The following is a 4,126-nucleotide window of genomic DNA, read 5'->3' on the forward strand; positions in this document are numbered from 1 at the left end:
TTCCTGGGCTATTCCAGGCTGGTCTTCGACCGCTGAGACCGCTTGGAAATTCCACTCTGGCGGCTATCTGTTGGCGGCTTCTCCGCTTCCGGTGCTCACGGACGCGAAGTCCGCTCCGCTCCGGTTCTCAAAACCACCACCATATGACTCGCCAGAGCGAATTTCGAAACGGTCTCTAAGCTTCTGCACCAAGCGAGCACGATTGGCAGGAGCCGCCGATTTCCTTATATCGACGGCTGAGTTTCCCCGGAGAGGAAAAATGCCGCTCAAGATCGCCGTCCAGATGGACCATGTCTCCACCGTGTCGATCGCCGGCGACACCAGCTTCGCGGTGTCGCTGGAAGCGCAGCGGCGCGGCCACAAGCTTTTCCACTACACGCCCGACCGGCTGTCGATGCGGGACGGCAAGGTGTTCGCGCGCGTCGAGGAGATGCAGGTGCGCGACGAGAAGGGCAACCATTATTCGCTGGGCGAGAAGGTGCGCACCGATCTCTCCGAGATGGACGTGGTGCTGCTGAGGCAGGATCCACCCTTCGACATGAACTACATCACCACCACACACATATTGGAGCGCATCCATCCGAAGACGCTGGTGGTCAACGATCCGGCCTGGGTGCGCAACAGCCCGGAAAAGATTTTCGTCACCGAGTTCCCGGACCTGATGCCGGAAACGCTGATCACCAAGGATCCCCAGGAGGTGGCGGCCTTCCGCAAGGAATTCGGCGACATCATCGTCAAGCCGCTCTACGGCAATGGCGGCGCCGGCATCTTCCACCTGCACGAGGCCGACCGCAACCTCGCCTCGCTGCTCGAGATGTTCGGCCAGCTGTTCCGCGAGCCCTATATCGTGCAGCGCTACCTCAAGGACGTGCGCAAGGGCGACAAGCGCATCATCCTGATCGACGGCGAGCCGGTCGGCGCCATCAACCGCGTGCCGGCCGAGCACGATTCGCGCTCCAACATGCATGTCGGCGGCCGCGCCGAGAAAACCGAGCTGACCGAGCGCGAACGCGAGATCTGCGCCCGCATCGGGCCTTCCCTGAAAGAACGCGGCTTCATCCTGGTCGGCATCGACGTGATCGGCGACTACATGACCGAGATCAACGTCACCTCGCCGACCGGCATCCGCGAGGTCAAGCGCTTTGGCGGGGCGGATATCGCGGCCCTGTTCTGGGATTGCGTGGAGGAGAAGCGGGGGTAATTCTCTTCACGATGCAGGCGGCGTTCCATCGGGCCCGTCGTGTCGCCGAATAAGGTAACGGGGCTTCCGCCTGCAGTGGACGACGAACTATTTTGGGGGGCGAGATGCCAATGTGCTGCCTATGACCGGAAATGCTCCCGCGCTCTATCCACAACTGGGCCTGACTCCCCGTTTTCCAAGGCTCGCAATTTCATGGTAATTGTCACCGCAAGCGACAATAACTTTGTGCCCGGGCTTTTTCTATTCATCTTTTCTGCCTGGATTCATAATCGCGAGGCGAAATTCGTCGTCATCGATGCAGGAATAGAGCCTGCGAGCGTGATAGAGCTTCGCCGTTTTTGCGAACGAAACGGAATTGACTGTCAGTTGGTGCAAGCGGACGGCAAGCGGATTTCCGATCTGCCGACAAGAGGCAAGCTGCTGACGACGGCCGCATATGCCCGAATACTCATTCCCGAGATATTGCCTGATTGCGACAAGGCCATCTATTTGGATGCGGATACGCTGGTGGTGTCCGATCTCGGTGCCCTCTGGTTGGCGGACCTGGGCGACAATTTGGTCGCCGGCGTGGTTGACGGCTTCGTAGAGCAGGAGGAACTCGACGACATCGAAATGTCCCGGAATGAATATATCAATTCCGGCGTTCTGGTGATGAATCTCGTCGCCTGGCGCAGGGAAGGCATTGCGGACAGGGTCTTTGCGACGGTTCGTGAAACCGCCAAGTCGCGATACCTCGACCAGACGGCCTTGAACACGGTGGTGCGCGGACGAGTTCTCTTCCTCGGCAGGGAATGGAATTTCTTTCAGAGCGCTATGTGGAAATCGAACGGCGACTTCCCAAGGTGATCCACTATGCAGGGTCGGCCAAGCCCTGGCGCTACAGGCGCGTGCCTTTTGCCGATGTTTTCAATTTCTACAGAACCCTGTCGGGTTCGGATATCCCGGAGGGGACGCTGCTTTTGAAATCCGCTCGTAGGCGCAAGATGATCCTTGGCCTTATCGGGCTGCGCAGAAAATACTGGTCCTCCGCCCTGGCGACTTACTACTACCACCGTCGATTTACCAAGCCGCATCTGCGAAGCCTTGGTAAGATGTTCTCGAAGGTTCCGTTGCCGCCGCAGCACTCGACTGCCGCGCGGGAACGAGACGCGCAGTTGCTGACGTTCTCGTAATGTTCTTGCCCAAAGCGAAAATCTGTGGTTGTCTAGCCTGATTTCACTCGCGGCCTGATCGCAAGGCCATGTGAGCTGGTATTCCGGGGGCTTAAATGGTGGCGCGGGTTCGCACGGTGGCTTTCCAGGGCATCGAGGCCTTGCCGGTCGATGTCCAGGTGATGGTCGGGCCTGGCAAGGTCGGCATGCAGATCGTCGGCCTGCCGGACAAGGCGGTGGCCGAGAGCCGCGAGCGCGTGCAGGCAGCGCTGCATGCATCCGGCCTGTCGATGCCGTCGAAGAAGGTGACGGTGAACCTCGCGCCGGCGGACCTGCCCAAGGAAGGTAGCCATTACGACCTGCCGATCGCGCTCGGGCTGATGGCGGCGCTCGGCGCTATCCCTGGCGACATGCTCACCGGCTATGTGGTGCTGGGCGAATTGTCGCTCGACGGCACCATCGCCGGCGTAGCCGGGGCGCTGCCGGCGGCGATCGGCGCCAATGCCGAAGGCAAGGGCCTGATCTGCCCCTTCGCCTGCGGACCGGAAGCGGCCTGGGCAGGCAAGGATTTCGATATATTGGCGCCGCGCAGCCTGATCGCGGTCGCCAACCATTTTCGCGGCACGCAGGTGCTGTCGCGGCCCGAAGCCGGCATCCAGCTTGCGGCGCGCGACCTGCCGGACCTCGCCGACATCAAGGGCCAGGAGAGCGCCAAACGGGCGGTCGAAGTGGCTGCCGCGGGCGGGCACAACCTCTTGATGGTCGGGCCGCCGGGCTCTGGCAAGTCGATGCTGGCGCAAAGGCTGCCCTCGATCCTGCCGCCGCTGGCGCCGAAGGAACTGCTCGAAGTTTCGATGATCGCGTCGGTCGCCGGCGAGCTCGGCGAGGGCAAGCTGACCGACCGGCGGCCGTTCCGCGCGCCGCATCACTCCGCCTCGATGGCCGCGATGGTCGGCGGCGGACTGCGCGCGCGGCCAGGCGAGGTGTCGCTCGCCCATCACGGCGTGCTGTTCCTTGACGAGCTGCCGGAGTTCACACCGCAGACGCTGGATGCGCTGCGCCAGCCGCTGGAGACCGGCGACTGCATGATCGCGCGCGCCAACCACCGCGTCACCTATCCGGCGCGCATCCAGCTGGTGGCGGCGATGAATCCGTGCCGCTGCGGCATGTCGGGCGAGCCCGGCTATCGCTGCCTGCGCGGCGACCGCTGCCGCACCGAATACCAGGCACGCATTTCTGGCCCGCTGCTCGACCGCATCGACCTTCGGATCGAAGTGCCGGCGGTGTCGGCGAGCGACCTGATCCGGCCCGACAAGGCCGAGACAAGCGCTGCGGTGGCGCAGCGCGTGGCGCGTGCGCGAGCCATGCAGCGCGAGCGGCTGGAAAGGCTGGGCGCCGGCGCCACCACCAACGCGCATTGCCCGCCTTCGATCATCGAGGAGATCGCCAAGCCCGATGCCGCCGGACTGACGCTGCTCAAGGACGCCAGCGAGAAGCTCGGCTTTTCCGCGCGGGCCTATCATCGCGTGCTCAAGGTGGCGCGCACGCTGGCCGACCTTGACGCCAGCGAGACCGTCGGCCGCATCCATCTCGCCGAGGCGATTTCCTATCGCATGAGCGCCGAGCGGATGGCGCAGGCGGCGTAGTCAAGGAACTCGCAAGGAGGCCGAGTCGGTTTCTTCGCTCCTGAGTTCCTCTTCAATCGGCCTCGGGGATCAGCTTCTGCAGCGTCGGCGCCAGGATCATGCCGAACGTCAGGACATCGCCATAGGCA

General features: G+C 63.0%; 4 protein-coding genes. All 4 read left to right on the forward strand.

The features are described 5' to 3' along the window. The first annotated feature begins 259 nt into the window (after window positions 1-259). The 4 genes from gshB to EOA24_RS29395 all read left to right on the forward strand — a co-directional run bounded on the left by gshB (window position 260) and on the right by EOA24_RS29395 (window position 3,998). Entirely contained in the window at window positions 260-1,201 is a 942-nt protein-coding gene (gene gshB / locus EOA24_RS29380) for a glutathione synthase (protein ID WP_126080216.1), read from the forward strand. 192 nt (window positions 1,202-1,393) lie between these two features. Then, complete coding sequence (locus tag EOA24_RS29385) at window positions 1,394-2,047, forward strand: glycosyltransferase family 8 protein (protein WP_127410352.1); 654 nt, start codon at window positions 1,394-1,396, stop codon at window positions 2,045-2,047. Then, window positions 2,017-2,373, forward strand: coding sequence for a hypothetical protein (locus EOA24_RS29390; protein WP_127410353.1), 357 nt, complete (start codon window positions 2,017-2,019; stop codon window positions 2,371-2,373). Before EOA24_RS29385 ends, EOA24_RS29390 begins: the two co-directional genes overlap by 31 nt. 95 nt (window positions 2,374-2,468) lie before the next feature. Further along, on the forward strand, window positions 2,469-3,998 hold the full coding sequence (locus EOA24_RS29395; RefSeq protein ID WP_042647321.1) for a YifB family Mg chelatase-like AAA ATPase: 1,530 nt from the start codon (window positions 2,469-2,471) through the stop codon (window positions 3,996-3,998). Window positions 3,999-4,126 lie beyond the last annotated feature (128 nt).

The sequence above is a fragment of the Mesorhizobium sp. M2A.F.Ca.ET.039.01.1.1 genome, assembly GCF_003998035.1.
Lineage (GTDB): Bacteria > Pseudomonadota > Alphaproteobacteria > Rhizobiales > Rhizobiaceae > Mesorhizobium.